This is a genomic window from Streptomyces sp. NPDC021749, assembly GCF_040640655.1.
Lineage (GTDB): Bacteria > Actinomycetota > Actinomycetes > Streptomycetales > Streptomycetaceae > Streptomyces.
In genome coordinates this window covers 12,484-38,579 of sequence record NZ_JBFACE010000028.1, presented here as the reverse complement: position 1 = coordinate 38,579, position 26,096 = coordinate 12,484, and the positions used below count along the sequence as shown (strand labels likewise).

Genomic DNA, 26,096 nt, shown 5'->3' with positions numbered 1-26,096 from the left:
CGGGTCGATCGACACACGGCATAGTAGAGGGCGCTACGGCGTGAGTGCCGGGGGCGGTTCGATGTGGATCCAACAGGCGGGGAGAGAAAGCAACAATGGCATCACGTCGGGACGAGCTGAATGCGTATTCGTTTGCTCGAAAGCGCACGAATGCGGCATTTCTGAAGCCGCTGCCCAACGGCTCGATCGAGAGCGCCCCCAAGCCGCTCAAGGCGGTGGTGCCCAGCGCCATCATGGGTGTCCTGATGCTCGTGGGATTCGGCGCCTGCGGCATTCTCAAGCCGGTGGCGCCGTCGGGGTGGGACAAGCCCCAGGCGAATCTGATCGTCGGGAGTGAATCCTCCACGCGCTATGTGGTTCTCCCCAACACCGACCTCAACGGACACAAGCGGAATCTGCTCCACCCGGTACTCAACCTCGCCTCCGCGAAGCTTCTCCTCGACCCCGATAAGTACAGCGTGGTGAAGGTCCAGGAATCCGAGCTGGACGGGAAGATTACGCACGGCCCGGCGGTGGGAATCCCGTATGCGCCCGATCGCCTCCCCACGCCCCAGGACGTCGACAAGCCGAAGGTCTGGGCGGTGTGCAACAGGCCCGGTAGCGGCCAGAAGAGCAAGCCTCAGCAAGCCGTCTTCGTTCTGAGCGGCAAGGACAAGCAACTCGTCGACGACCCGCGCACGGGCAGGCTTGACGTTCACGAGGCCCTGTACGTCGAGGATCCCGACGGCAAGAGGTGGCTGGTCGACAACAACGGGACCGCCTTCCAGTTCGACTCCACGATGGGCGGGCGCGTCGGGCCCATCGGAGGGGCGTCGAAAACCAACCGGGACCTGGAGCGCATCATCTTCGGGGACTCCGTCGAGCCGCAGAAGGTGACTCCGGAGTTCATGGACACCCTGATCAAGAGCCCGGTGCCGATCGGCATGCCCACCGTCCCCGATGCGGGTAAGCAGACCCCCGTCAAGGACGTGCCGGACAAGTACCGGACCGTCGGCACCGTGCTGCAGACCGACGACTCACCGCAGAAGTACGTGGTCCAGGCCGACGGCGTCTACAAGGTGTCGAACTTCATCGCCAAGCTCCTGCTCCAGGGCCAGAACGCGCAGGCCGTGAACAAGGACGGGTCTGCGCTGACCCCCCAGACCGTCTCCACCACGAGTTTCAACCCCAAGACGGATGACTCCGGGCACGTGATGAGCTTCATGGGCACGATTCCGACCACGGACGTGCCCATGCCCTGGCCCACGGAAGAGGTCTCCGCCGCGAACAACTACAAGCAGGATCCCCAGACCGGAGGCCTGAACAGCCCCACGGGCAACGGCGTGGCCTGCAGCGTCTACAAGGGCACCAACACCAAGTACCCGGGCCAGGCGAACAAGCTGCTGGGGTTCCCGAACGGCGTTCCCAACATGCAGACCTGGGTCGGAAAGGACTATCCCGCCAAGATTGCCCCGGGTGCCAGCGCGTACGTCACCCCCGGCAGTGGACTGCTCTACCGGCAGGCGAGCACGCCCTCCGCAAAGTTCGGGAGCCTCTTCCTGGTCACCGACACCGGACTGCGGTACTCGGTTCCGGAAAACAATGACGGTGGAAACAAGGCGGGTAAGGCGGACCAGGAACAGGGGCAGTCGCAGCTCCACCTCGGGTACAAGTCGGCCCATCCGCCGCTGATCCTCAAGACCTGGTCCGATCTGCTCTCGGCCGGCCCCATGCTGGACGTGCAGAGCGCCAAAAAGCCCCAGGCTTCGTGATCGCCTGACGCCGTGCCGATACCGATTCATCGGGATCGGTACGGCGTCTTTCCGTACGGCGGGTCAGTTCTCATTTGATTGCGATCTTCTGGAGGACACGCATTCCTCGATCTGACCGATAGCGCCGCATCTGCCCGAATTTCGCGAACGGCGTTGGGTCGACCGGGAGTTGGGATTGTTGTGATCCCGTCACAAGGGCAGGCCTGCTGTTGGGCGCGGGCATGCGAAGTGGTTAAAGTGGTCAGAGGCGTCAGCAGGAGATGCCGACCACGCAAGCTGGCGAGCCGGCGGGCGCGGGACAACGTACAAGTCTCATGGGGGACGTTGACTATGGCTGGTCAGCAGTACACAACCACCGAGGAGGAGATGGTCGCGTTCAGCGGCAAGATCGCCTCGGTCAACCAGTCGATCCAGGGTGAGATCTCCCGCCTGAACACGGTCGTCGACACCATCACCTCGGGGTGGAAGGGTGCTGCGGCTTCCTCGTACAACCAGCTCCAGTCGCAGGTGAACGAGGACGCCAACCGTCTCAACCAGCTCCTGGGTGAGATCAAGGAAGCGATCGACGAGACCACGAAGAACTACTCCGCCTCCGAAGAGGAGCAGGCGCAGTCGATCTCGCACATCTCCGCCTCGGCTTCCCCGTTCGGATGATGGGGCCGCGTCGCTGACCGCGACGCCCGGCCCACTCGCCGCAGCCCGCGCCGGCCACCGAGCCGGCCCGCTGCGGCATGTGACTCGACCAGCAGCATCAACTCCTGAGGAGACACCATGTCAGGCCAGATCCTCGTTAATTTTGCGACGATCCAGCAGGCCAGCTCCGACGTGCGCGGTACGGCCAACAACATCCGTCAGCAGCTCGACGACCTTGAGGCCGGCGTCAAGAAGATCGCCGCCAGCTGGGAAGGTGCGGCGCAGGAGGGCTACCAGGCCCGCCAGCGCGAGTGGGACCAGCGCGCCGCCTCCCTGCACTCCACGCTGGAGGCCATCGCCAAGGCTCTGGACACCGCTGCCCAGAACTACCAGTCCACCGAGCACAAGAACGCCGGTATCTGGGGCGGCTGACCCAGGTCGGCACAGCTACGGATGGCGATCGGCTGAGCAGCCCGACGGCTCGCACAGTGGTCAATGAGGGCGAGCGCGCTGCATCAGTGCGCTCGCCCTTCTGCCGTCCGCCACCGCGATCAGCGCCCGCTGCCATCAGCGTTCCCCCACCCTCACCCCTCGCACCGCCTATTCCGCCACACATGGAGAGCAGACAACCCGTGGGATCTCGCGCCATTGGTCACCGAGCCGGGCACCGTCGCCGAGCGGCGGGCGCACTGGCTACGGCGGCGTGCATCGTCGGCCTGTCGGGCGTAGTCGCCGCGCCGGCGGTCGCGGACGAGAATGTGCCGCTCAACAGCGGTGAGTGCAAGTTCGGTACCGACAACATCAAAGAGACGCCCTGGTCGCTGCAGCGACTGCTGACCGCGCAGATGTGGCAGCACGGCAAGGGCGAAGGAATTCGTGTCGGGGTCATCGACACCGGTATCGACGCGGGCAACAAACAGCTTCAGGGGGCGATAGGCACCGGTGGGGCCAGCCTCGTGAGGGGCAAGCCCACGGATGACAAGGTCGGTCACGGCACCAAGGTGGCCGGCATCATCGCGGCCCAGCAGATCAGTGGGTCCGGCTTTTTCGGTATCGCGCCCGGAGCAAAGGTCATTCCGTTCCAGCAGACGTCGGAAGAGAAGCCGGGCACCGCAGAAAGCCTCGCGAAGGCCATCCGGTTGGCTGTCGACGAGCACGTGAACATCATCAACATCTCGCAAGGCACCGGCGCCAACCGCAGGCTGCTGCCCACCCTGGAGCAGGCGGTCAGTTATGCCGAGAGGCACAAGGTCCTCATCGTCGCCTCGGCAGGCAACGGCGGCGCGGACGGCGGTGAGAAGAGCATGTATCCCGCCGCCTATTCGGACGACTACTCCAATGTGCTGGCGGTGGCAGCCTCCGACCGCAACAACGAGCGCGCCCCCTTCTCCCAGTCCGGAGAATTCGTGAACATCGCCGCGCCCGGTGTCGACATGGTGTCCACCGTTCCGGACGGCGGCAACTGCGTCGACCAAGGCACCAGCTTCGCCGCCCCCTACGTAACGGGCGCCGCGGCACTCCTGAAAGCACGCCACAAGGACTGGACTCCGCAGCAGCTCATCTGGCACCTGGAGCAGACCGCCGAGCGCGTGAAGAAGGGCCGGGACGACTTCATCGGCTGGGGAGTCGTCGACCCGGTGGCAGCGCTCAAGGACGACACCACACCGACCGCTCCGCCGAAGCCGGACAAGGCGTCCCAGGCGGCCGACGGCTCCAACATCCACCCGGTCGCCCTCACCGTCGGCGAAAGCGCCGAGGACCGACGTGCCCGCATTTCCATCTACATCGTCGGCGGCGGGATCCTCGCCGTGGGCGCGGTGGTGGGCACCGCCATCGCGATCCGCGACTGGCGGCGAAAGACAAGCTGAGAACACACGGGGAGACATACTCATGGCTCAGGGGCAGTATGGCGTTGACCTGGACGCGCTGGACCAGGTCATCAAGGAGCTCAACCATGTCCTGAAGGAGATGGGCGACTCGAAGAGCACGGCGAAGAACAGCACTTACCTTCCGAAGGGGTCCCTGGGCAAGGGGTTCAAGGAAGAGGGGCAGCTGTATCAGGCTCACGACCTGATGAAGAGCGACATCGAGCGGCTGATCGACATGGTTGAGGGCCTGGTCGACCGGTTCGGTAAGAAGTCGTCCAAGGTCAGGGGCGCGTACCAAGATGCCGAGGCGGACAACACCGTCGGCATGAAGTGACGTCAGCGGGCTGATCGTAGTAACCGGTAGAACGTGTTCGATGACGGAGTGGGGGACAGTAGATGTCAGCGAAAGATAGCGAGTTCAAGCCCGCAGAGGTCCACGTACCGAAGAAGCCTGAACCGGCGCCCAAGGGGTCGGGTGCGGCTTCGGAGGAAAGCTATGAAGTCGGCCAGAGCCGCCCTCAGTTCACCAACCTGAGGCTGAACCAGGTCAAGGCGCTGGTCGAGGGCGCCGACCCGGGCGAGGTCGGCAATGTCGCCGAGGGCTGGAAGAAGGTCCGCGTTTCGCTCGTCGGTGACGACTGGAACAGCGGCATCAAGAAGAAGTTCGACGATGCGGTGACCAAGGTCCTGCAGTCCTGGCACGGCCAGTCCGCCGACCAGTTCGCGGCCTCGGCGCAGAAGATCAGCAACAACTTCGCCAAGCTTGCGGTGTATCCGCACAACACCGGCTACGTCCTTGAGCAGATCAGCGATCGGCTGAGGGAAGTCAAGAAGGCCGTCGAGGCCGTCGAGGAGCCGAGCTGGCTGGAGCGAAAGGCCGACCGACTCAACGACCTCGCACACTCCGGCACAGGCAAGGCTGCGGCAGTTGGCTCGTTCATTCCGGGCGGGAGCTTGATCGCTGGCGGTGCGGCCAAGTTGATGGGCGCTGGCGACGGTCGAGACGACTCGCAGCTGAACAGTGACCTGGCCAACCCGAAGATCTCCATCTACGACGCCATGAACAAGAATCGCGGCAACCTGTCGATCGACAGGGAGCGCGAGCTTGAGGCTGCCCATTACATGGAGCAGTTGGCGACGACCTATCGGTCGGGCGTTACGGCTATGGGGAAGCCGCCGCTTGGTGGTGGGCGGCCACCTCGTGACGACGAGGTCCCGGACCACGACGGTCCCAACATGCCCATCCCCCCGATCGCCCCGTACGGTCCGGCACCCTCCGGCCCGAAGGGTGGCACTTCGATGCCGAAGATGCCGGGCGTCAAGGGAGGCGGGTACACGACTCCTCCGGCGATGCAGGCACCGCGCCCGAACGGTATTGACGGCGGGATCGGCAGCATCCCCAAGTCCCCCGCACCTGCACCTGTACCGCACGTAGGCACCGGGCTTGACGGTCTCTCAGGAGGTACCGGTCTCGGCACCGGAGGCATCGGTGGGGGTGGCGGCGGCGTCGGTGGCGGCGTCGGCACCGGCGGCTTGGGCGCAGGCGCCGGCGGTCCCCACGGTGGCTCGGGGCCGGGTATCGGCACCCCGGGCGTGCCGGGCATGGTCGGTGGCGCCGGTGGCGCCGGTGGCGCCCGAGGCGCTGGTGCTGGAGCGGGCGCCCGCGGCGGTCGTACCGGTATGCCGGGCATGGGTGGTGCCGCCGGAGCCGGGGCCAAGGGCGGCGCCAAGGGCGTGGGCGCGGGTAAGGGTGGCGCACTCGCTCGTCAGAAGGGCGGCATCATCGGCGGCAAGGCTGGGAAGGCCGCAGGAGGTGCGCAAGGAGGCTCGGGTCTGCACCGCAGCCGCGGCGGCACGCAGAAGGGTGCCGCAGGTGGCCGTCGTCCGGCTGGGATGATGGGTGGAGCCGGTGCGCACGGCGCCAAGGGCAAGGACAAGGCCAACGAGAACGGACAGCGTCCGGACTACCTGGTAGAAGATGAGGAGACTTGGACGCCGGAGCGTAATGTGGCGCCCAAGGTCATCGAGTAGGACCCTGTCGGTCGCGTTCCGGCACACGGCGGAATCGAAGTGGGGCCCGCAGTCCTCGGGCTGCGGGCCCCACCTTGCTAGGGAGAGGTGTAACGGCATGAGCTTCACGCGGACGCTGCGTGCGGTGGGCAGCGCGGTGGTGGCGGGAGCACTGCTCTTCGGCTCCGCCTCGGCTGCTGTTGCGGACCAGATCAGGGATGATCAATGGCCGTTGAAGTCGTTCGACGCTGAAAGCGTGTGGAAGGTGTCGACAGGTAAAGGCGTCACGGTCGCAGTGATCGATGACCCCGTCAACGGCGATCATCCTGACTTGAAAGGCAATGTCCTACCAGGGAAGGACATTGAAGATGGTGGGTCCGCCAACCGGGAGAATCTGGATGATCATGGCACGGCGATGGCGTCCATCATCGCAGGCCATGGGCATGGCGCTGGAAATTCAGAGGGAGTGAAAGGGCTAGCCCCTGACGTTAAAATTCTGCCAGTCGCCATCCCGACCGGCGACGAGTTTTCGGACTCGAATTCGAACGACCTGGCGGATGCGGTGAATTATGCGGTTGATAACGGCGCATCTGTTATCAATATGTCATTTGGTCAAGCTGTCCTAAGCGAGAAAGACAGGCAGGCTCTTTCCAACGCGGTTAAAAAGGACGTCTTCCTTGTTGTCGCAACAGGCAACGATGGAGTGGGGCACCTTGACCAGTTGACGTCCTATCCAGGCGTAGTTGCTGTTGGCGCAGTCGACAAGTCCGGTCAGGTGTGGGGGAAATCGAACTATGGCCCCGAGACCATGCTGACCGCGCCTGGAACCCTCATCAGGTCTGCTGCGGCGTCCAAGCCGTACCGACTGGCCAACGGCACCTCCGACTCCGCGGCCTACGTCTCCGGTGCCGCCGCGCTCCTCCGGGCCAAGTTCCCCGACCTCACCGCCGGTCAGATCGCCAACCGTCTCGTGAAGACGGCAGGCCTCCCGCCTGGCAAGGAGGGAATGAAGCTCCCGGACCCGCACTACGGTTACGGCTTCATCAAGCCGTACAGCGCGCTGACCAAGGACATTCCGGCGGGTTCCAAGAATGGTCCGCTCAAGACTCCCAAGACGGAGCCGTCCACGGCCGGTGGAGCGACTGTCGCAGGATCGACTGGCGGTGGAAACGAGCAGGCAAACGGCCAGAAGGAAAGCGGCCTTGGCATGGGCGCCATCGCGGGAATCGCGGTGGGCGTTCTCGTAGTTGTCGGAATCATTGTCCTCGTCGTGGTCCGGCAGAAGAAGAACGACCGCAACGGCCCGCCGCCCGGTGGGTTCGGTGGACCTGGCGGCGGCGTTGGTCTTCCGCCGCAGCCGGGTGGCCCGTATCAGCAGCAGGGTGCCTACCAGCAACCGAGTCCGTATCAGCAGCCTGGTGCGCCGGGAGGGTTTCCGCCGGCGCCGCCCAACCAACCGCCAGGGCAGTGATAGCTCGGCGCAGCCTGTGCCTGGTGTGGCGGTGACGTGAGAGACCAGAAGGTGGCGATTTGGGGTCCGCAGACTTGGGCTGCGGACCCCAAGCCGTGTCGGAATGTATGGACTTCGCTCGGGCACTGCGCAGCGTGGGCTGTGTGGCAGCAGCGGGCTGTGTCATTCGTTACGGCACCGGGTTGCCAAGGTGGGCCAGGGATAATTCGCGATGTAGGCACCGGAGGGCCGGGGGAGGCTCTGGCATTGGCGGAAGAGCCCGTTCGGGTATTGGCACCCCTGGCATGCCAGGCATGATCCGAGGCGCCGATGCGGGTGCTCGTGGCGGCCGTGGAGCATGCCAGGGATGGTGCGCCAGGCAAGGCCGCCGGCCTCAACGATGCATGGGCCGCTTGCCCACTAAAGGGCGGCGTGATCGGCGGCAAGGTCGGCCAGCCGGGAGCCGGTGGGCAGGGCGGCCTGGGAGTGCACCGCAGCCGAGGCGGTGCCCGACAGGGCGCAGTTGACGGTCGCCGTCCGGCGGGAATGGCACGAGTGCACGGTGCTCACGGCCCCAAGGGCAAAGATGAGGCCAACGAGAACGGACAGCGTCCGGACTACTTGGTAGAGGACGAGGAGACCTGGATCCCAGAGCGTAATGTGACGCCGCCCAGGGCCATCGAGTAGGGACCTGCCCGCCAGCGCGAACCGCTCGGCGGACTCGACGGGGGCCCGCAGTCTTCGGGCTGCGGGCCCCAGCTTGCTACGGGAAGGTGTAACGGCATGAGCTTCACGCGGACGCTGCGTGTAGTGGGTGGCGCGGTGGCGGCGGAGTGCTGCTGTTCGGCGCCGCCCCGACTGCCTTGGCAGACCAGAACAGGGAAGACCAGTGGCCACTGAAGGCCTTTGACGCTCAAAGCGTCTGGAAGGAGTCCACAGGCAAGGGCGTCACTGTCGCAGTAATTGATGATCCGGTCAACGGTAACCACCCAGACTTGAAGGGTAGCGTTCTTCCTGGGAAGAGCTTCGCCGACGGTGGGCGGGGTGACCAAAGGGGGACGCGTGACCACGGAACCGGCATGGCGTCTCTCATCGCCGGGCACGGGCATGGTGCGGGGAATTCCGATGGTGTGATGGGACTCGCTCCCGATGCCAAAATTCTTCCTGTGGCAGTGCCGACCGAGGGGCAGGATGCCTCCGGCACCAGCGTTGGAAGCTGGGTTAGGTACGCAGTCGATCAGGGTGCGTCAGTCATCAACACGTCGATCAATCCCTACTACGTCGGCGAAGATGACAAGAGTGCACTGGAGCGAACTGGCTTCTGTTCCTGGCGTTGTGTCCGTCGGAGCAGTGGACAAGACTGGAAAGGTATGGGCGAAGTCCAACACGGGAAGTCAGCTGTTGATATCAGCTCCCGGTGTAGAGATCACGTCTGCTTCTGCTACTCCTGGTCAATATAGGCTAGCTGACGGTACTTCTGACGCCACCGCCTATGTCTCGGCTACGGCGGCGCTCTTGCGTGCAAAGTTCCCCGACCTCACGGCCGGTCAAATTGCCAACCGGCTGGTGAAGTCCGCCGGTCTGCCCCCCCCCGGGGAGAAAGGCCTCAAGCTTCCTGACCCGCGTTACGGTTATGGCTTCATCCAGCCTTTGAAAGCGCTGACTGCTGACATCCCTGCTGGTTCCACGAACGGTCCCCTGAAGACCCCGAAGGCGGATTCACCTGCCGGCACTGCCGGGACCAACGCGGCAGGCGTATCTGGCAACGGACAGAAGGCCGATTACGGCAGTGGCCTCGGCATGGGCGCCATCGTGGGAATTGCGGTAGCGGTTCTCGTGGTGGCCGGAATCATCGTCATCGTGGTTGCCCGCCAGAAGAAGAACGGGCGCAACGGACCCCCTCCGGGTGGCTTCGGCGGCCCCGGAGGAACGGGTCTTCCGCCGCATCCGTCGGGGCCGTACCAGCAGCAAGGTGTCTATCAGCAGCCTGGGCCGTATCAGCAGCAGCCCGGTAGCCTCCCGCCACCGACGCCGCCCACGCAGCCGCCGGGGCAGTGAGGACTGATGCTGGTATCGCGCTCATGAGTGCGACTTGGGGTCCGTGGCCTTCGGGCTATGGGCCCCACCTCTTTCGCAAGATCATTCTGCACCCCGGCATCTAGAGCCGCCCACATGCGCGTTGCAGGGTGACAACCGGGGGTGCCAGAGCCTCTGTGGAACATGCCCTTGGTGTGCAGATCTGGCTACGCATGAAGCGATCTTCCACGGTGGCGGGGCGATAAGCCGTGGTGTGTGGCGTTCGCCGGCCAGTGTCAGCCGCGCTGCGCGGATCGCTTTACTACTTCATCCTCGACGATCAACCATGCTGCCTGGGGGATTTTTGAAGGCAGCATGCAGTCCCTTACGTGCAATGACTCTTGTACTAGCTGGATCTTTTTCCACTTTGCCCCCTATGTCGCTCATTTATCGGGTCTGGAGGCGGTGTCGCCGCAGTCCACAATGTGGCGTGATCCTATTTATCTGGAGTGCCGTGCAGCCGTCCGGTGGTCACTGTCCTGTATGGTTTACGGTTAGGCGGCACGTTTGCTTTGCCTTACGCATGGGGGATGTATGTCATTCGAAGTGCAGCCGGCCGATCTATCTGCATTTGCCAAGCAGTTGGAACGGGCTTCCGGTGACGTGAATCATGCCTTGGGGTTCGTGCGCAGCGAGTGCTCGATCGGAACCTTCGACAAAGGGCCCATCTCGGCGCTGGCGAGTATCTTTGGCGGAGGGCATGACGGGGTAATGGCAAATGTTGAATCCACACTGAGGAAGCTACATCACATTCTGGATGCCTCTCAGCGGGAAATGGCGCGCAGTGCGACGTTCTACGAGCATACGGACCGTGGTGAGGCCTCCAAGTTGGACGCTACTTATCCGGCTTCCAAGCGATGACCAAGGTTTCTCGTAAAGGCATACGTGCGGCGCGATCTGCAAGGGGAGCAGTTTGAGTTTCCATGATGTGACGGAGCCGACCAGTAGGCTCGTTAAGCCTAAGGTCGACGGAGACAAGGATGAGCCGGGGACGCTTTACCGCGATCTGACCTCGTTCGGCGACGTGCTCAGCCCTTCGGCGATGATCAGTAAAGGGCTGGAGCTGGCATTCGACTTCAACCCGGTGGACGAGGCCAAGAAGCTGCTCGGCGGGAACTGGGAAGAATACGCACAATGTGCCAAGGCGTGGCAAGCTCTCGGGAGCTTCTGTGCCGATCTGTCGAAGAATTTGGAGTCAGGCAACAAGGCGCTCGATGCCACGTGGTCGGGTAATGCCGCGGATTCGGCCTATGTGTACGTCCACACGCTGGCCAAGGATGTCTCGACGATGAAGGAATCCTTCGACGGGCTGAAGGAGCAGTACGAACGGGTAACGGAAGCCGTATGGCATGCCGCTGAAGCCTGCGGCGATCTGCTGAGCGGAATTCTCGACCTGGCGTTGACCGCCGCCATCACGGCTGCAGCCGGGGCATCAACGAGTTTCACGCTGTTCGGCCCGGTCATTGCGGCAGGCGCCGTGGCCGCTGAGGTCGCGGCCATGATCACATTGTGGGGGAGGCTGACGGCGCTGGTCACTGAGGTACAGAGCGTCGTCAGTGGATCCGTGGGTACGGTTGTCCAGCTGACCAGTTTCCACGCGGCCAACATGGAGAAATTCCCGTTGCCCGGCAAGGGATACGACAACCCCGCGGTCTGAACCGAAGGGGCGGGGAGAGGTGGCTCGATGAGCGGCAAGGAAAGTGAACCCTGGGTCGGTGACGACGAGTTCGTGCCGATTACCCGGGACCCGGCCATGGCTCGTGTGCTGAGGAAGCAACTGGAAGCGTTGGCTGATGGGAAGGGCGGTGACGTCCTGGCGGAGATGGCGAGAGAGGTCTTGTCAGGGCGGATCGGGCTCAGGGACGCAGTGCGGGTCGGCGCTTACGAAGAGGAACTCGTACGGAACATCGATAAGTTCCAGCACAAGTGGGACGAGATGTCTGCGGAAGAGCGATCACAAGCCGAAAAAGAGGGCACCAGGTTTCTGCAAGAGCAGCGTGCTGAGATTGAGCAGGAGCGGCGTGAACGCGCTCGTGGGACGCAGGCCAAGAGCCGGCACGATGCGGGTGGATTCAGCGTCTACTAGTGGTAGCCCGCCATCCGCCTGAGGGACGGTACAGGGCGAGTGCGTGGCGGCTTTTGGCGACGATGGAGGTATGCATGAACTCGGAGCTGCCGGATCTGGACCCGCAGTCCCCGGCTGATGAGATGGCCCTGCGCGAGCGGGGGCAGTTCACCTCATTGCTTCTGGGCGGCGGAGTACTGGCGCCCTTGGTGCTTGTCGCCATGGCAGTGATGACGGGAAGGCACCTCTGGGCCTCCCTTCTCAATCTGGTGGTCATGTACGGCGGGTTGTTCGTCATGGTGCGCGGCTGGCGTCACGACCGTGCCCGGCTGGTGACCTTGGGCGGATGGATCATGGCTGGATCACTCGCGGTTTGCCTGGTGGCTATGTCGCTTATGGCATGACGACGTGTCAAGGCGAAGCAGGCGGGAGCCGGAAGGCGCGACCTGGAGCAGGGGATTCACGAGGCGCGCACTGTTCTGCATCGGGATCCTGGTGTGTCATGGGAACTCGAACGCCCAGCCCTATCCAGGCCGAGCCACACGTTAGGGCCGAGGGGGATGTGTAAGCGGTGGGGCGGGGTGTGGATTGTGCCCCGCCCGGGGTCAATTGGAGCAGGGCTCAGCCGAAGACGTCCTCGACGCTGCCGCTCACCGTTTCCCTGACGGCGTCCGTCGCGCCCTGGTGGCGGGTGGCGGCGCCGCCGGTGCGCTGGTCGGCGTGGCGTTGGGCCGCGTTGAGGCCGCGGTCGGTGAGGTCCTGGCGGGCGTGGTCGACGTAGGTCTTCGGGTCGGTGAGGTCTTGGGCGCCTTCCTTGATGCCGTCGACGTATTCACCGGCCTTTTCCTTGCCGATGTCGGCCGTTTCGCCCCAGTCGATACCGTCGCGGGCGCCGAAGTGGCTTTCGATGCCCTGCTGGGCGACGTTCTGGGCCATTTCGGTGCCGGCTTCCGTGGCCTTTTCCTTGGCCGCGTCGACAACCTTTTCCTTGACGGTGTCCTTGACGGTTTCCTTGACTGTCTTCTTGGCGTAGTCCATCGCCAGCTTGCGGGCTTCCTTGGACACGGCCTTCTTCGCCATCTTCTTGATGGCGTCCATGGTGGCGTGCTCCATGGCCTTGGTGGCCGCCTCCATGACCTCGCGTTTGATCTTGTCGAGGATCTCGCGGACGATCAGACGGGTCGCCTGTGTGGCGCCGGCGGCGCCGAGTTCGGAGAGGCCGAGGGTGAAGGGCGCGGCGGCCTGTGCGGCGATGAGTTCCGCGGCCAGCATCACGAGTTGGACGATGACCGCGATCTTGCCGGCGAGAACGGCGATGGCGGCGGCGTCGAAGGCGACGGCGATGACTTCCGCCGCTGCGGCGGCGTCGCGGAGGTAATTGTCCCCGCTGTCACCGCCGCCGGAGAAGGAGCCCCATTCATTGGTGAAGCCCTCGATCGCTTCGCCCGAGTTGGCGGAGACGACTTCATTGGCTGCCGAAGTGCCCGAGGAAGCCGCTTGGTTGACCGACTCGGCGAAGTTGCGCCAGACCTGGGCGCATTCGTGGAGCTTGTCCTCGTCGGCGTCAGGCCAGCTGTAGCCGAGCAGGTCCAGGACCCAGGCGACCTCGCTTGGCAGCGTCAATGACACAGTGATCGTCCCCCGTGCAGTGGTAGCCGATTGCGGAGTGCAATGGAAGGAGTGGGAAGTGAGAGGTGCGGAATCGGGCTGAGGGGGGTGGGAGGCGGATCGTGAACTCTCACACTTTCACGCCCTCGGCCCGGGTGTGCGGCCCGCAGTAAGTGCGGTGGCCCGAGGCGTCAGATGACGGGGCGGCCGACGGCGCTGATGGTGTGGATGCCCTGCTGGTCGGACTCGGCGTATGTCTGCGCCATGTGCTGCAGCTTGTCGCCGATTCCTTCGAGGCGCTCGCCCAGGGAGTCCATGGACTCGAACATGCCGTCCCTGACGGGGGTGTAGATCGTTTCGAAGATGTCGCCGAAGTCGCAGTTCTCCCAGGGACTGCCGAGGTCCTCCAGGTCGGCTTTCAGCTTCTTCGACGCCTTGGAGAAATCGCTGCCGATGTGCGTAAACGCGTTGCCCTGCGTGCGCAGGACATCCGGATCTACGTCAAATTCCTTGCCTGCCACCACAACCCCCGTTTTCCGGTGCGTCCGCTCTGACCCTTAGCGTCTGACTCGTAGCGCGAGTTTAGCGTTCCCAGGTTAGGTGCAGTGAGCGCCGACATGTCAACGCGGGCGATCCTGCGGTGGATTCAAGGGAATGTCTTTACTCAATGGCGTGGAGGTCCCGTGAAATTCGGCTCGACTGTGGCATTGGTGGCACATGCCGCATAGTGGTATGTGTGAACGCTTCGGTGGGGTGGGTGGCCCGTCGACTGGTGGCGATGCTGGTGCGCTTGTGATGAGTCTGCACTGCCGCTGTCCGACCCGTTGACTAAGATCGTCTTCGACTGCATGACTGGGACGGATCGGGACCATGACGGGCCGGGACGGATCGGGACCATGGCGGATCGGAGCCAGTGCAGACCGGGGATCGTGACACAGCGATTCACCGCTGACCAGGAAGCCTTCCACTAGTTCGCCACATGCTCGGGCCGGCGTGTCGAGAAGGTGCGGGCGATGCGCGGCAGCTTGCCGTACGGCCTCGGCTTCAGGGGCAATCCGGTGGGTGGGCGGGTGCGTGGGTGGTGCGGCGCAGCCCGGTCATCGGCCGTGTGGTCGACGAGGCGCCGAGAAGATCGAATCAGGCCTTGAGCGGCGAGCAGCCCCACACGACGAGAGGAGCCCGGCCGCATGAAGCCGGAGTACCGCGACAGTTTCCTGCCGTTTCTCCATCCGGGCGAACGACTGGTCATCGCCTGCGACTACTGGGGCAATGATGCGCTGCCCTCCGTCCCCGCCGAGTTGCGCACCCCACACCCCCCGCCCCCTCCGTCGGCGCTCGAAGAGCGGGTACGGGGTGTTCTGGGCAGCGCACTCGGCGCGGTGGCCCGTCCGCTGGAGGCGGTGACCAACAGCCGTTTGGTCAACAACCCGTTCACCCGGGCTGTGGGGCGCGTCGGCGACCGCGCCGAGCGCACGATGGACGCCCTGGATCACGCGGCCGACCGGGCCGTCGAGAAAGCGATCTGGGGTACTGTCATGGACGGCGGCTGGCACAGCATGGCCGGGCGCTTCCTCGTCAATCTGACGAACGCCGGGGGCACGCCGGGGCGGCAGGCGCTGACCGACCGCCGGTTGATCGTGCTCGTGGACCACAACACCAGCTGGCGGGAGACCACCCCGCGGTGGGCTGTCGGATCGGCAGTGCCTCGTCCGAACATCGCTCGGATCGACCCGCATCCCAAGGTCATGGGCGGCCGGGGCCGGTTCGACGTCAGCTTCACCGACGGTTCATGGATCGCCCTCGGCAGCGCGGTGCGCACGCATATGGAGGCATTCGTCAGTGCATGGAACCGAGGGGCGTGAACCGCGCATGGCCGAACCCTCTGCCAAAGAGTCGGCTGCTGAAGAGTCGACTGCAACGCCGGCTGAAGAGTCGACTGCAGCGACCGCTGAAAAGCCGGCTGAAGAGTCGCATGAAGAGGGCCTTGACGACTCCCTCGACCAGCGCGCCTCCCTCGACGAGCTTGCGGAGCTGGATGAGCTGGACGATCTGGACGAGCTCGATGAGTCCGCGAATCGGGTAGGGCTGACGCCGCGTCAGGCGCGGCGGATACGCATCGTCCTGGCCTCGGTGCTCATGGCCGCGATGGCGGTGGTGCTCGTGGTGCGCCTGGCCTCGCGTACGTCGGTGCTCGTGGTCGGGGTGTACGGAGCCGCGCTGGTGCTCTGCGGTGTCGTGATCGAGCTCAGCCGGCACGGGCGTACCCGGCTCGGCACCTGGATGCTGGGCATCGGCCTGGCGGCCGCCCTCGCCGCGGACTGGCTCCTGTTGCCCTGACGGGCCGACCGGGGGCCCGTGCGCAGGGAAGTGCCTGGGCCCCAACTCGGGGAGTGCGGAGGCCCCTGCGCAGGGAAGCGCTGATCCCCTGCGCACGGAGTGTCGGAGCCCCCTGCGCAGGAAAGTGCGGAGCCCTCCCAAACGATGGACTCCGCACTCGCCACCTACGCAAGCCACCCGCGGCCATCTACAGCAACGCCACCCACGGCCACCTACGGCCACGCCACCCACAGCCACCCACGGCAACGCCACCTACCGCTCAAGGCCTCAGAACAATCAGAACAACCCGTGCCACATCTGCTCGATCACCAGCGACCACCAGTTGCCCTGGTCGTCCAGTGCCCAGGAGTCGATCGCCGCGATCTGTTCCTGGAAGGCCGCCACCGCCGTGCCCGCCGCTGCCGGGTCCAGGCCCTGCATCTCCCGGCGGGTGGTGGTGAGGAGGGCGAGGGAGCGGAGGTGGGCGGAGAGGGTGCGGTTGACGAAGCGGCCGCCGCCGGAGGAGGGCTGGACGGCCCAGATGGTGCCGATGAGGTTCTGGTTGGTCTCCGGGGCGGTGCACTGGACGGCGATGGTGTACAGCCCGTCGGCGCCGATCCGGACGTAGCCGGCCAGCGTGTCGAGCGTCTGCTCCTTGGCCTGCGTGCCGACCTCGCGGAGGTGGGTCGCCACGTCCGTGAACAGCCCGCCGGCGGGCGGGGTGTCGGGGCGGTCGGCGGTGAAGAAGTACGGGACCTGGGACGGGAGTCCGGCCCAGAGCAGGGTGTTCTTGGTGGCCTCGGGCAGCTGGGTCGGGGCCAGGTCGTCGGCGTCCGGGCGGTGGACGCCCTCGGGGCCGTAGACCTCCACGAGGTGCTTGCCGAGGGCCACGTCCCGCATCGGCGGCGCCGGCTCGACGCGCTCAGGAACCGGTACCCGGTGCGGCCGCGGCGGCGGCTGCTGGCCCGCCAGCTGGTGCATCATCTCGACGTGCCGCAGCAGCCCCGCGACGCCCTCGGCGCGCTCCTCGGGCCGCATGCCGTAGCCCTCGGTGCAGGAGAACGAGGCGTTGGGGAACGTGCGGAGGACGAAGTCGCCGGGGTAGCCGCCGGGCAGCAGGGCCGGGCGCAGGTCGGTGTGGACCGCGTGGACGGCCGCCGGGTCCACGCCCAGCCGCCGCAGCTCCTCGTACAGCTGGTACTCCACGGGCGGCTGGCCGGGGGCCGAGACCCGGGCGAGGCTGGTCTCCTCGCCGGTCGCGGGGTCGTTGTAGGTGGCGACGGCGGTGTTGCCGGGGCCGGTGACCGGCGGCCGGGAAGGTTCCGAGGGGGCCGCGCCGCCGCCGTGCTTCTGCTGGTACATCCGCACGACCTCGTCGACCGGTACGGACGGCCAGACGGTCAGCTCGCCGGAGGCCCGGTCGACGACGCCGCAGGCGGTGCCGATCTCGGCGGGCGGGCGGCGCTGCCCGGTCTGCGGGTCGACCTCCGGGGGCGGCGGTACGGCCCACACCACCCAGCCGAGGTCGAACTCCTGCATGGCCACCTCGCGCGGCGGGCCCTGGTGCCCCTCGGGGTTGAGCCAGCGGGCGGCGGTGGCGTGTGCCTGCGCCTGGGTGATCACGAGTGGTCTCCTTCGAGGCCGTGGGAAGCGTCGGCGTCAGTGGTGGCGGCGCGCTGGGCCGGCACGGTGGGGGCCGCGGGGGCGGCCGCGAGGATCTGGCGGGCGGTCACTCCGCGCTCGGTGGCGACGACGAGCACACCGTCCGGGGAGAGGTCGGCGGCGGTGATCGGGGAGTCGGACACGAGCGCCGCCACCACCTGCTGGGTCGCCCGGGCCCAGACCCGCAGGTAGTCGGCGCCCCGGCTGAGCCCGAAGGGTGCCGCGGCGCGCTCGTCGTCCGAGGGGCGCAGCACCTGCGCGGGGTCGGCGTCCACGTACTCCGGCGTCCACAGGTCGTGCAGCAGGACCGCCTGACCGGCGCGGTCGGAGGCGGCATCCGCCAGGGCCGCGTCTCCCGGCGCGCCTGCCCCGTCCGCCCCGTCCGCCCCGTCCGCGCTCTCCGCGCCACCCGGCTCGGACCCGGCGGCACCCGTGGTGGACCGCACCGTACGGGAGCCGGGAGGGCCCTCGGGGACGAGCAGGGCGACGACGGCGCGCGAGGTGGCGCCCTTCGAGTTCTCCCTGCCGTCTGTGCCGCTCATACCGTCCGTGCGGCCCATACCGTCCGTGCCGCCCGTACCGCCCGTACCGCCCATACCGTCCGTGCCGCCCGTACCGCTCATACCGTCCGTGCCGCCCGTACCGCTCATACCGTCCGTGCCGCCCGTACCGTCCGCGTTCTTCGTGCCCTCCTGGGGGAGGGTGCCGGCGGTCACCGCGGCGACGCCGGGGAGTGGTGCGCTCCACAGCGTCCGCCACGGCAGCCGGAAGCCGCGGGTGTGCAGCGCCTCGGCGTACGGCGTCAGCCCGTCCTCGACGAACGCGGTCTCCAGGAAGGCCGCCCGCATCTCGGCCGACGCCTGCGTGCGGGTGAGCAGCGGGGCCGTGCGCAGGTACGTACGGGCCGGTGCGCCCAGCGCTTCCAGCGGGACGGCCTCGACGGCGGCCCGCAGGGTCACCGGATCGGCGTGCGCGAACAGGCCCGGGTCGGTGAGGAGCTGGGGCAGCAGACCGGCTTCGAGGGTGTGCGCCGCGAGGTGGTCGCGGACGTACGGATCGGCCTGCGCCCAGTCCTGATGGGGGACCGCCTCCAGCAGTGCCATGGCGATCTTGGTCTGGGCGTCACGGACGTCGGGCAGGCCGGCCCGGATCTCCTCGGCGAGGGCGGGGTGCATCAGGCGGAGCAGCGTGCGTGCGGGCCCGGCAGCGGAGGCGTCCGCGGTCCCCTCGCCGTCCGCCGGCGCCGCCTCCGCCGCGTCGTCGTCCGCCTCGACCTCGACCGGCTGGATGAACGGGGCGGCCAGCAGCATGCCGTTGGCGATGTCCTGGCTCATGTCCCGTCCGGCGACGGCGTTCGCCAGGGTGCCCAGCAGCTCGACCGGCAGCCCCTCGCCCTCGGCGAACGCCAGCGGGGCCAGCATCAGCCGCAGCGTCTGCGGGTCGGCGCCGAGCCGGCGGGCGTGCAGATCGAGCACCTCGCCCACGCTGCCGGGCAGCTGCGCGGCATCCGCCGGGTCGAAGCCCTCGGGCTGCATGAGCAGCGACTGCAGCGTCAGCTGGACGGTCAGCCGGTTGCCCACCGCCCGACCGGCCAGCGCCTCGGCGAGCGCCCGGCGGGCCGACGGGTCGGTGGTGTACGGGAGTTCCGGCGCGCCGGTGTCCGGGTCGAGCGCGGTCTCGGCGTGCAGCACCAGACCCGCGGGGTCGGCCCATTCGGGAGCGTCGAGGTCGATGACCTGGACCTGCCCGGCGGGCAGCGCCCCGGCGAGCTCCGCGGCCAGTTCCCGAGGGACGTCGGCCAGCAGCTGAACCGTTTCGACGGCGGCGAGCGGGGCGAGCACGTCCCGGACGAGCCGGGCCGGCTCCTGGGCGGCGCGCACCGGACCGGCCCGGTCGACGTCCGGCACCACGATCGTCACCGGCTCCTCACGAGCGGCGAGTTCGGTGAAGACGTCCTCGGTGCGGCCGGCCCGCAGGCCGAAGTGGTCGGCGATGAGCCACAGCAACTGCGCCGCGGTACGGCCCTCCGGGCTCGGTACGGCCGGCGGCGGCAGGTCCGGCGGCACCGTGGCCGGGTCCAGGTCGTCCAGCGGCAGCTGCTTGCGGTAGCCGGGGTCGCACATCATCAGGAAGCCGGTGACCAGGCGTGACCGACCGCTGCCCGGATTTCCGGTGAGCACGATGACGCGCGGCGCACCGGGCCAGCGCATGCGCCAGGCCGCCAGGGCGCGCAGCACGGCGGTGCGGCCGCCGATGTACGGATGCGGAGCGTAGCCGGCTGTTCGGGCGTTTCCCTCGTCTGAGGCGCTCATGGCTTCCTCGTCCCCCATCAATCCCGCCCTCCACCTTCGTGGATTCCTGCGTGTAGCGGCTTACCGGTTCGATCCTATGATCCGGGCCGCGTGCCCGGGACGCCGCGGGTCCGGCTGTTCCGGAACTGGAACACGCAGGCCGGAGCGGGTGTGCGGGCGGCATGCCGGGCTTGTGGGGCGCCGGTGAAGGCAGGGGCTCCTGCGGCCGCAGCCGCCGGGAGTGGTCGCCCGTTATGGAGAAAACGCGAGTGTTGGGAATGTGCTGTGGAGAAAGGAGCAGATCAATGCCCGAAATTCCCGGGTATTGATCTGCTTCTTTCGCTATGAGCACCCTCGGGCACTCTTTGCATCACGCCGCAATGCGGTACGACGCCGCAATGCGGTACGACGCCGCCATACGGTACGACGACGCCGTACGGCACGATGACACCACAGGGCACGAGGCGGCACACGCACACCCAAGGCCGCGGAAGATCCCGGGAATTCGCCCGGGGAGTTCAGGCGGCAGCGGGGAGCGGGTTCAGCGGCGGTGGCCGCGACCGCCGCGCCGCGAGCCGGTGACGATGTTCCCCGACGGGCCGTCGCGCTCGGCGCGCTCCTGGTCTTCCTTCTCTTCCTGTTCCTTCTGCCAGGCGGCGAACTTCTCGCGCGACTCCTCGCGCTCAGCCATGGTCTGGTTCTCCGCGGCCCGCCGCATCTCGCCCAGCCGGTCGCCGATGGCGTCCATGTAGCCCGGTGTCTGGATGGCTTCCTTCATGCCGATGCGGCCGGACAGCACCTCCTGGGCCATCTCCTGGAGCTTGCCGCCGACGTTGGGGTTCTCCGCCAGGACCTTCAGGGCCTTCCGCAGCCGGTGCGCCTGCTCCGGATCCTGGGCGACGTCCATCAGGTCCTCGTCCTGGATCTGCCGCTCGTTGCTCATCTCTGCCCCCTTGACGTGATGGCACAGCAACCACGTGTGCTGCACCGGCGTCCAGAGTCTAATGACGGATGTGAACGCGCCGTCAAGGCGGGGGTTGTCGGTATTGCCGCATATTGCTCCGTATCCATTCCACGGTCCGGCGGCCGGCCGGTTCACAGCGGGCTTCGGGGCTATTGCGGGTGTGCTAGACCTGAGGCGATGTTGGCAGGCAGCTGTCATTCAATTCGGGGAGAAATGATGTCCGACGAAGTCCGGCTCAGTACGGAGGAGTTGCACAAGCTCGGTGCGTCCTTCGGGATACGCGCGGAAGAACTGAGCCGGCAGCTGGCCGCATTCAGACGGCGGGCCGATGCCGAGGCGCTGCGGGACGGATTCGGCAGCGACGAGGCGGCCCGGCCGTTCCGCGAGCTGTACGAGCAGGCCGAGCACGCCCTCGTCCAGCTGCAGGAGCGGCTCGCCGAGGTCAGCAGCGGCATCAAGGAGACCGTCGCCAACACGGAGGCGGCCGAGGACGAGCTGGTCGACACCCTGCGGAGCGTCGAGAAGATGCGGAGCGCCAAGTGAGCGGACGACGCAACCCCGAGGCCCTGCACGAAGCGGCGGCCGGCTGGCGGGAGATGGGCAGGCACCTCGACGGCATGGTCCGCGACCTGGACCGGGACGTCGGTACCGCGGCCGCGGCCAACTGGCACGGCCCGGCGGGCGAGGCGTTCGCCGCGGAGTGGCACCGCCTCAAGCGGTCCGTCGACGACGCGCTGCCGGCCTTCGAACTGGCCGCGGCCGACCTGGAGACCGCCGCCGCGCAGCACCCCGACGACAAGGACGACAAGGGCGACCAGGACCACGGCGCCCCGCAGGCGAACAGCGCCTCGGGCGGCGGCCAGTCCTCGTCCGGCCCCCAGGTCGCCTACGGCTTCATGGCGCTCGGTCAGCTCGCCAACGGGCTCGGCGGCGCCTTCGGCAAGCGCGGCGGCCGGGGCGGCGGCCAGAGCTCGGTCCCGTCCGCACGGCACACCTGGGAGACCTCCACGGCCGTGCACGGAGCGGACCCGTTCGGGCCGGCGGGGGACGGCCCGGCCGCGACCCGCGGCGGCGAGGGCCTCGCCAAGGGCGTACGGACCCGGCCGGCCGACCCGGATCCGGCGCCGGGTGCGGAGCGGGACGCCAAGGCCGCACCCGCCGCGTCCGCCGCGCCGACCACCTCCGGCAAGAAGGACGCGCCGGCCCCGGCGGAGCAGAAGCCCGCGGAGCCCGCCGCCCCGGACACCACCCAGCACGGCGCCTTCGGCTGAGCGACGGCCCGGTTCCGTCATCGCACACGAAACGGCGGTGGGGCGCCCCTCCCAGAGGGACGCCCCACCGCCGTTGCCGTGCTCGCCGGTTACCCGCTGTGGGCCGGCAGCCAGCCCGTCTGGACCAGCTGCGCACCACGCTTGCGCGTGATGAACGTGGCCCGGCCCGGCGTCAGCGGCTGGCCCTTGATGTTGCCCATCAGCGGACCCTCCGCCGGGTCGGCCGACAGGATCAGACCCTGCGCACCGAGCTCCTTCGTCCGCTGCATCACGGGCTCGAACGACGACCGTCCGGCGCCCGAGGAACTGCGCGCGATGATCAGGCGCAGACCCAGGTCACGGGCGAACGGCAGGTACTCCAGCAGCGGCTGCAGCGGGTTGCCGCTGCTGGTCGCCACCAGGTCGTAGTCGTCCACGATCACGAACGCGTCCGGCAGGTCGTACCAGCTGCGGTTGCGCAGCTGCTCCGGCGTGACGTCCGGCCCGGGCATCCGGCGGCCCAGCGAACCGGCCAGTCCGCTGATGACCTCCTGCAGCTGCGGGCCCGCGGCGCAGTACTTGTACATGTGGCTCTCGGGGATCTCCCCGAGGAGCGCACGGCGGTAGTCGGAGACCACCATGAGCGCCTTGTCCGACGGGTACCGCTCGGCGATCTGCTTGGCCAGCAGGCGCAGCAGCGACGACTTGCCGGACTCGCTCTCGCCGTAGATGACCAGCAGCGGGTCGGTCTCGAAGTCGATGAACGCCGGCGACAGCGTGGTCTCGTCGACACCGATCGCGATGCCGTGCTCCGGGTAGTCGCTGCCCTTGGGCAGCTCGGTGGCGTGCAGCATCGTCGGCAGCATCCGCACCTTGGGGGCGGGCTCGCCCTGCCAGTGCTCCTTGACCGTCGCCACCAGGTTGGCGATGCCGTCGCTGAGCGTCTCCGGGTCGCTCATGCCGTCCAGACGCGGCAGCGCCGAGAGGAAGTCGAGCTTCTCCGGGGACAGACCACGGCCCGGCTTGCCCATCGGGACGTTCTCCGCGCGCTTGCGGTCGAACTCCGACTCCATCGGGTCACCCAGGCGCAGCTCGACGCGGTTGAGGAGCTGGTCGCGCAGCGCCGGGCGGACCTCGGTGTAGCGGGCGCCGGCGATGATCAGGTGGACACCGAAACCGAGACCGCGGGCGGCGATGTCCAGGATCACCGGGTCCAGCTGCTCGTAGTCGGTCTTGAACGTCGCCCAGCCGTCGATGATCAGGAAGACGTCGCCCCACTTCTCGCCGGGGAAGGCGCCCGCGGCCCGCCGCTGGCGGTAGGTCGCGATGGAGTCGATGTTGTTCTGCCGGAAGAACTCCTCGCGCTCGTTGAGGATGCCCACGACCTCGGCGACCGTACGGCGGACCTTCTCCGCGTCCAGACGCGAGGCGACACCGCCGACGTGCGGCAGGTCCTCCATCGTGAGCATGCCGCCGCCACCGAAGTCGAGGCAGTAGAACTGCACCTCGGCCGGGGTGTGGGTGAGCGCGAACGCCGCGATCGCGGAACGGATCAGGGTCGACTTGCCGGACTGCGGACCACCGACGACCAGACCGTGACCGGCACCCGCGGAGAAGTCCAGGTACATCACGTCACGCCGCTGCTCGAACGGCTTGTCCACCAGCGCGACCGGCACCACGAGCTTGCCGAGCGCGGTGTACTCCGCCGCGTGCACGCCCCGCTCGGGCGTGACCGCCAGCGTCGGCAGCAGCTGGTTGACGGTCGGCGCCTCCTCCAGCGGGGGCAGCCACACCTGGTGCGCCGGCGGGCCCTGGCCCTGCATCCGCTGCACCATGACGTCCAGCACGGTGTCGGCCAGCGCGTCGTCGATCTCCGGCTCCGTCGCCTCGACGACGGGCTCCTCGATGATCTGCTCGATGACCGGGGCCGCGGTGAACGGCACCGGCATCCGCATCGACCGGCCGCCGCTGCCGCCCCGGCCGCCGCCGCCCGGACCGCGGTAGGTACCGGACACGTACGCGGCCTTGAACTGCACCATCGTCTCGGTGTCGTACTTCAGGATGCCGGAACCGGGGACGTTGGGCAGGTGGTAGGCGTCCGGCACACCGATCGCGGTCCGCGACTCGGCCGCGGAGAACGTCCGCAGACCCAACCGGTAGGACAGGAAGGTGTCCAGACCGCGCAGCTTGCCCTCTTCCAGACGCTGCGAGGCGAGCAGCATGTGCACACCCATCGAACGGCCGATGCGGCCGATCTGGATGAACATCTCGATGAAGTCGGGCTTGGCGGCGAGCAGCTCGGAGAACTCGTCGATGATCATCACCAGCGACGGCAGCGGGTCCAGCGGGGCACCCGCGGCACGCGCCTTCTCGTAGTCGGTGATGTTGGCGTAGTTGCCCGCGGAGCGCAGCAGCTCCTGACGGCGCTGGAGTTCACCGGTGATCGAGTCGCGCATGCGGTCGATCAGCGTGACGTCCTCACCGAGGTTGGTGATGACCGCCGCGACGTGCGGCATGTCCGACATGCCGGTGAAGGTGGCGCCACCCTTGAAGTCCGCGAGGATGAAGTTCAGCGTCTCGGAGGAGTGCGTGACCGCCAGCGCCAGCACCAGCGTGCGCAGCACCTCGGACTTACCGGAACCGGTCGCACCGACACACAGGCCGTGCGGGCCCATGCCCTGCTGCGAGGCTTCCTTGATGTCCAGCATGACCGGCTGACCGTCGCGGTCGACACCGATCGGGACGCGCAGCCGCTCGGCCAGCGTCCGCGGCCGCCAGGTGCGCGAGACGTCCAGGGAACCGGCGTCGCCGATGTTGAGCAGGTCGGTGAAGTCCAGGGCGGACAGCAGCGGTTCCTCGCCGTCCGCGCCCGAACCCGCCCGCAGCGGGGCCAGCTGACGCGCCAACGCCTCCGACTCGGCGATCGAGAGGGTGTCGCAGACACCGTGGTAGACCGCGCCGCTGGCCGACTCCAGCACCAGCTTGCCCGGCCACACCTGTACGGCCAGGCCGCCGCGGATCTCGTCCAGGTCGCCCGGGACGACCTCGATGATGGTGACACCCTGCAGGCCCTCGGCACCGGCGATCACCGAGTCCATCGGGACCTCGCCGCCGTCCAGGATGATGACCACGTGCGGGGTGTCGGTCACCGGCGTGCCCTGCGGGTTGAACCGCCCGCGGCCCTCCAGCTCGTCCGCCAGCAGCTCCTCGACCTCGCCGAGGTCACCGACCACCAGCCGGCGGCTGCCCGCGCCGTCCGTGGTCTTGTCCTGCACCTGCGGCAGCCACTTCGTCCACTCCCACTCCGCCTGCGCACCGGGCGCGGCGACGACGGCCACGACCAGGTCCTCGGGGGAGTGCAGGGTGCACAGCTGGGCGATGATGGCGCGGGCCGTGCCGTAGACGGTGTCCGGGTCACCGGAGACGGTCAGGTGGTAGAAGGCGCGCAGCGAGACCGCGAGCGGCAGGTTGTCCAACTGCCCGTGCTTGTCGAGGAATTCCTTCATCGCGTGCGCGGTGAGCGGCTCCAGCTCGTCGACCGGGGCGGTCTCCGGAGCCCTCAGCGGGGTGGCCAGCTGCTGCGGCCCGAGCCCGAGACGTACCTGCCCGAAGTCCGGGTCGGTCGCCCGCCGTTCCCAGACGCGTTTGCCTTCCGCGACGATCGACCACAACTGGCTCGGATCGGGGTGGGTGAAAAGCTGCGCATCCCGCTGCTTACGCGCGGTCCGCCGCACCTCTTTCCGCTTCTGCGCAAGGTACTTGAGGTAATCCTGGCGCTCCTGGACCATTTGTCCGGAAGGGCCTTGCCGCGCCTTGACGATCTGCATGATCGCCATTGCCAACGTGGACGCCACCATAAAGCCACCCATGATTTTCATGAACGGCTGGTTGCCCATGAACAGGAATCCCGCGGAGGACGCCATACCCATCATGGGCATAAACGTCATGAAGAGGTTCTCCTGCTCACCTTCGCGGGGCAGCTCAGGCGGAGCCTCAAGTGTCACCTCCTCGGAGGGGACTTCGGGTGGCAGCGCGCGGGGCGGGCGCTTGACGATGACAACGCTCACCGAGGCATCAGTCCTTCATGCATCTCGCAGTCTCGGACCGCCCCCGTTGGATTCGACGGTCCCCCCGAGCCAAGTCCTTGGCCCG

The 26,096-nt window shown here is 67.4% G+C and carries 22 protein-coding genes and 1 pseudogene; 16 read left to right on the top strand and 7 right to left on the bottom strand.

Translation table 11 applies throughout. The annotated features are described in order from the left end of the window. Positions 1 to 95 precede the first annotated feature (95 nt). From AB0G35_RS25090 to AB0G35_RS25060, 7 genes are all read left to right on the top strand, one after another. Positions 96 to 1,751, top strand: coding sequence for a type VII secretion protein EccB (locus AB0G35_RS25090; RefSeq protein ID WP_360953643.1), 1,656 nt, complete (start codon positions 96 to 98; stop codon positions 1,749 to 1,751). Positions 1,752 to 2,081: 330 nt separating this feature from the next. Continuing rightward, positions 2,082 to 2,405 (top strand): WXG100 family type VII secretion target, encoded by a 324-nt coding sequence (locus AB0G35_RS25085; RefSeq protein ID WP_030414183.1) that lies wholly within the window; start codon positions 2,082 to 2,084, stop codon positions 2,403 to 2,405. A 117-nt stretch (positions 2,406 to 2,522) separates the two neighbouring features. Then, entirely contained in the window at positions 2,523 to 2,816 is a 294-nt protein-coding gene (locus tag AB0G35_RS25080; protein ID WP_030414182.1) for a WXG100 family type VII secretion target, read from the top strand. Between the two features lie 200 nt (positions 2,817 to 3,016). Beyond that, positions 3,017 to 4,252, top strand: a complete 1,236-nt coding sequence (mycP, locus tag AB0G35_RS25075; protein ID WP_360953639.1) for a type VII secretion-associated serine protease mycosin — start codon at positions 3,017 to 3,019, stop codon at positions 4,250 to 4,252. A 22-nt stretch (positions 4,253 to 4,274) separates the two neighbouring features. After that, the gene (locus AB0G35_RS25070) at positions 4,275 to 4,586 is read left to right on the top strand and encodes a hypothetical protein (RefSeq protein WP_360953636.1); all 312 of its coding nucleotides are present in this window, start codon (positions 4,275 to 4,277) and stop codon (positions 4,584 to 4,586) included. A gap of 62 nt (positions 4,587 to 4,648) precedes the next feature. Continuing rightward, positions 4,649 to 6,283, top strand: a complete 1,635-nt coding sequence (locus tag AB0G35_RS25065; RefSeq protein WP_360953633.1) for a hypothetical protein — start codon at positions 4,649 to 4,651, stop codon at positions 6,281 to 6,283. Positions 6,284 to 6,380: 97 nt separating this feature from the next. After that, the gene (locus AB0G35_RS25060) at positions 6,381 to 7,733 is read left to right on the top strand and encodes a S8 family serine peptidase (RefSeq protein WP_360953630.1); all 1,353 of its coding nucleotides are present in this window, start codon (positions 6,381 to 6,383) and stop codon (positions 7,731 to 7,733) included. Between the two features lie 399 nt (positions 7,734 to 8,132). Here the strand turns inward: AB0G35_RS25060 and AB0G35_RS25055 are convergent, their stop codons facing one another. Next, complete coding sequence (locus AB0G35_RS25055; protein ID WP_360953627.1) at positions 8,133 to 8,282, bottom strand: hypothetical protein; 150 nt, start codon at positions 8,280 to 8,282, stop codon at positions 8,133 to 8,135. Positions 8,283 to 8,545: 263 nt separating this feature from the next. On the opposite strand from AB0G35_RS25055, the pseudogene AB0G35_RS25050 reads away from it, so the two are divergent. The 5 genes and pseudogenes from AB0G35_RS25050 to AB0G35_RS25030 all read left to right on the top strand — a co-directional run bounded on the left by AB0G35_RS25050 (position 8,546) and on the right by AB0G35_RS25030 (position 12,257). Beyond that, positions 8,546 to 9,770: pseudogene (locus tag AB0G35_RS25050) on the top strand (S8 family serine peptidase). Positions 9,771 to 10,322: 552 nt separating this feature from the next. Then, on the top strand, positions 10,323 to 10,649 hold the full coding sequence (locus AB0G35_RS25045) for a hypothetical protein (protein ID WP_360953625.1): 327 nt from the start codon (positions 10,323 to 10,325) through the stop codon (positions 10,647 to 10,649). A gap of 52 nt (positions 10,650 to 10,701) precedes the next feature. Next, positions 10,702 to 11,445: a hypothetical protein gene (locus AB0G35_RS25040; RefSeq protein ID WP_360953622.1), complete on the top strand. Its 744-nt coding sequence runs from the start codon at positions 10,702 to 10,704 to the stop codon at positions 11,443 to 11,445. A gap of 27 nt (positions 11,446 to 11,472) precedes the next feature. Continuing rightward, positions 11,473 to 11,874 (top strand): hypothetical protein, encoded by a 402-nt coding sequence (locus AB0G35_RS25035; protein WP_360953619.1) that lies wholly within the window; start codon positions 11,473 to 11,475, stop codon positions 11,872 to 11,874. A gap of 74 nt (positions 11,875 to 11,948) precedes the next feature. Then, complete coding sequence (locus AB0G35_RS25030) at positions 11,949 to 12,257, top strand: hypothetical protein (RefSeq protein ID WP_360953616.1); 309 nt, start codon at positions 11,949 to 11,951, stop codon at positions 12,255 to 12,257. Between the two features lie 217 nt (positions 12,258 to 12,474). Here AB0G35_RS25030 and AB0G35_RS25025 read toward each other — a convergent pair whose 3' ends face one another. Both AB0G35_RS25025 and AB0G35_RS25020 read right to left on the bottom strand, forming a co-directional pair. Then, positions 12,475 to 13,482: a PE-PGRS family protein gene (locus AB0G35_RS25025; RefSeq protein WP_360953613.1), complete on the bottom strand. Its 1,008-nt coding sequence runs from the start codon at positions 13,480 to 13,482 to the stop codon at positions 12,475 to 12,477. Positions 13,483 to 13,652: 170 nt separating this feature from the next. Continuing rightward, the gene (locus AB0G35_RS25020) at positions 13,653 to 13,982 is read right to left on the bottom strand and encodes a hypothetical protein (RefSeq protein ID WP_360953610.1); all 330 of its coding nucleotides are present in this window, start codon (positions 13,980 to 13,982) and stop codon (positions 13,653 to 13,655) included. Positions 13,983 to 14,648: 666 nt separating this feature from the next. On the opposite strand from AB0G35_RS25020, the gene AB0G35_RS25015 reads away from it, so the two are divergent. Beyond that, a complete protein-coding gene (locus AB0G35_RS25015) occupies positions 14,649 to 15,323 on the top strand; it encodes a hypothetical protein (RefSeq protein WP_360953607.1) in 675 nt (224 codons plus the stop codon). Positions 15,324 to 15,330: 7 nt separating this feature from the next. Beyond that, the gene (locus AB0G35_RS25010; protein ID WP_360953604.1) at positions 15,331 to 15,798 is read left to right on the top strand and encodes a hypothetical protein; all 468 of its coding nucleotides are present in this window, start codon (positions 15,331 to 15,333) and stop codon (positions 15,796 to 15,798) included. Between the two features lie 276 nt (positions 15,799 to 16,074). Here AB0G35_RS25010 and AB0G35_RS25005 read toward each other — a convergent pair whose 3' ends face one another. The 3 genes from AB0G35_RS25005 to AB0G35_RS24995 form a co-directional block, all read right to left on the bottom strand. Further along, entirely contained in the window at positions 16,075 to 17,400 is a 1,326-nt protein-coding gene (locus AB0G35_RS25005) for an SUKH-4 family immunity protein (protein ID WP_360953601.1), read from the bottom strand. Next, positions 17,397 to 19,751 (bottom strand): ATP-binding protein, encoded by a 2,355-nt coding sequence (locus tag AB0G35_RS25000; protein ID WP_360953598.1) that lies wholly within the window; start codon positions 19,749 to 19,751, stop codon positions 17,397 to 17,399. Before AB0G35_RS25000 ends, AB0G35_RS25005 begins: the two co-directional genes overlap by 4 nt. A gap of 520 nt (positions 19,752 to 20,271) precedes the next feature. Then, positions 20,272 to 20,673 carry a hypothetical protein gene (locus AB0G35_RS24995; protein WP_360953595.1) on the bottom strand — a complete coding sequence of 134 codons (402 nt, stop codon included), beginning with the start codon at positions 20,671 to 20,673 and terminating at the stop codon, positions 20,272 to 20,274. Positions 20,674 to 20,910: 237 nt separating this feature from the next. Here AB0G35_RS24995 and AB0G35_RS24990 point away from each other — a divergent pair, with 237 nt between their 5' ends. Further along, positions 20,911 to 21,237: a hypothetical protein gene (locus tag AB0G35_RS24990; protein WP_261955370.1), complete on the top strand. Its 327-nt coding sequence runs from the start codon at positions 20,911 to 20,913 to the stop codon at positions 21,235 to 21,237. Beyond that, entirely contained in the window at positions 21,234 to 21,965 is a 732-nt protein-coding gene (locus AB0G35_RS24985; protein ID WP_360953592.1) for a WXG100 family type VII secretion target, read from the top strand. Before AB0G35_RS24990 ends, AB0G35_RS24985 begins: the two co-directional genes overlap by 4 nt. An 89-nt stretch (positions 21,966 to 22,054) precedes the next feature. Here AB0G35_RS24985 and eccCa read toward each other — a convergent pair whose 3' ends face one another. Continuing rightward, positions 22,055 to 26,011 (bottom strand): type VII secretion protein EccCa, encoded by a 3,957-nt coding sequence (eccCa, locus tag AB0G35_RS24980; protein ID WP_360953589.1) that lies wholly within the window; start codon positions 26,009 to 26,011, stop codon positions 22,055 to 22,057. Between the last annotated feature and the right edge of the window lie 85 nt (positions 26,012 to 26,096).

Bases quoted from the DNA above. Each gene is read 5' to 3' on its own strand.
- AB0G35_RS25065 (WP_360953633.1), top strand. From the start codon at position 4,649: ATGTCAGCGAAAGATAGCGAGTTCAAGCCCGCAGAGGTCCACGTACCG.
- AB0G35_RS25015 (WP_360953607.1), top strand. From the start codon at position 14,649: ATGAAGCCGGAGTACCGCGACAGTTTCCTGCCGTTTCTCCATCCGGGC.
- AB0G35_RS25085 (WP_030414183.1), top strand. From the start codon at position 2,082: ATGGCTGGTCAGCAGTACACAACCACCGAGGAGGAGATGGTCGCGTTC.
- AB0G35_RS25060 (WP_360953630.1), top strand. From the start codon at position 6,381: ATGAGCTTCACGCGGACGCTGCGTGCGGTGGGCAGCGCGGTGGTGGCG.
- AB0G35_RS25070 (WP_360953636.1), top strand. From the start codon at position 4,275: ATGGCTCAGGGGCAGTATGGCGTTGACCTGGACGCGCTGGACCAGGTC.
- AB0G35_RS25000 (WP_360953598.1), bottom strand. From the start codon at position 19,751: ATGAGCGCCTCAGACGAGGGAAACGCCCGAACAGCCGGCTACGCTCCG.
- AB0G35_RS25035 (WP_360953619.1), top strand. From the start codon at position 11,473: ATGAGCGGCAAGGAAAGTGAACCCTGGGTCGGTGACGACGAGTTCGTG.
- AB0G35_RS25090 (WP_360953643.1), top strand. From the start codon at position 96: ATGGCATCACGTCGGGACGAGCTGAATGCGTATTCGTTTGCTCGAAAG.
- AB0G35_RS24990 (WP_261955370.1), top strand. From the start codon at position 20,911: ATGTCCGACGAAGTCCGGCTCAGTACGGAGGAGTTGCACAAGCTCGGT.
- AB0G35_RS25010 (WP_360953604.1), top strand. From the start codon at position 15,331: ATGGCCGAACCCTCTGCCAAAGAGTCGGCTGCTGAAGAGTCGACTGCA.
- AB0G35_RS24995 (WP_360953595.1), bottom strand. From the start codon at position 20,673: ATGAGCAACGAGCGGCAGATCCAGGACGAGGACCTGATGGACGTCGCC.
- AB0G35_RS25030 (WP_360953616.1), top strand. From the start codon at position 11,949: ATGAACTCGGAGCTGCCGGATCTGGACCCGCAGTCCCCGGCTGATGAG.
- AB0G35_RS25080 (WP_030414182.1), top strand. From the start codon at position 2,523: ATGTCAGGCCAGATCCTCGTTAATTTTGCGACGATCCAGCAGGCCAGC.
- AB0G35_RS25045 (WP_360953625.1), top strand. From the start codon at position 10,323: ATGTCATTCGAAGTGCAGCCGGCCGATCTATCTGCATTTGCCAAGCAG.